The 1,031-nt window shown below is 75.7% G+C and carries 1 protein-coding gene; it reads left to right on the forward strand.

Translation table 11 applies throughout. The features are described from left to right. Positions 1-1,031: condensation domain-containing protein (locus ACFU99_RS44520; RefSeq protein ID WP_384404624.1), on the forward strand; the 1,031-nt coding region annotated here is incomplete at both ends.

The raw sequence follows: 1,031 nt of genomic DNA on the forward strand, positions 1-1,031 counted from the left end.
GGCGACAAGCGGCTCGTCGGCTACGCCGTGGCCGTCGCCGGGGCGGCCCTCGACCGCGACGCCCTGCGGGCGCACATCGCGAAGGCCCTGCCCGAGTACATGGTGCCGTCCGCGATCGTCGCACTCGACGCGCTGCCGCTCACCCTCAACGGAAAGCTCGACCGCAAGGCGCTGCCCGCCCCCGAATACGGCATGGAGGCCACCGGCCGCCCGCCGCGCTCCCCACAGGAGGAGATCCTGTGCGCCGTCTTCGCGGAGGTCCTCGGCGTCGCCCACGTCACCATCGACGACAGCTTCTTCGACCTCGGCGGCCACTCGCTCCTCGCGACCCGCCTCGTCAGCCGGGTCCGCGCCGCCCTCGGCGCGGAACTCGCCATCCGCCGGCTCTTCGAGACGCCCACGGTGGCCGCACTGGCCGGGGCACTGGCCCGGGCCGGCGGGGCGCGCACGGGCGTCACCGCCCGCCCGCGCCCGGAGCGGATACCGCTCTCGTACGCCCAGCAGCGCCTCTGGTTCCTCAGCCACCTCGACGGCCCCAGCGCCACCTACAACCTGCCCATCGCGATGCGCCTGTCCGGCGCACTGGACCCCGAGGCCCTGCGCCACGCCCTCGCCGACGTCGTCGCGCGCCACGAGAGCCTGCGCACCCTCTTCGCCGAGGACGCCGACGGCGGATACCAGGTCGTGCTCGACGCGGCCGACCCGCGCGCCCGCCCGGCCGTCGAGACCGTCGACGCGAGCGCCGACACCCCCGCCGCCCGCCGCGCACGGCTCGACGCCGCGTCCCGGCGCGGCTTCGACCTGGCCGCCGCCATCCCGGTGCGGGCCGTCCTCTTCGAGGAGGCCGCCGACGAGCACGTATTGCTCGTCCTGGTGCACCACATCGCGGCCGACGGCTGGTCGCTGCCCGTGCTCGTACAGCATCTGATGACCGCGTACGAGGCGCGCTGCGCCGGCGGGGCCCCCGACTGGGCGCCGCTGCCCGCGCAGTACGCCGACTACGCCCTGTGGCAGCGGGACATGCTCGGCAG

This window comes from Streptomyces sp. NPDC057654 (genome assembly GCF_042800135.1).
Classification (GTDB): domain Bacteria; phylum Actinomycetota; class Actinomycetes; order Streptomycetales; family Streptomycetaceae; genus Streptomyces.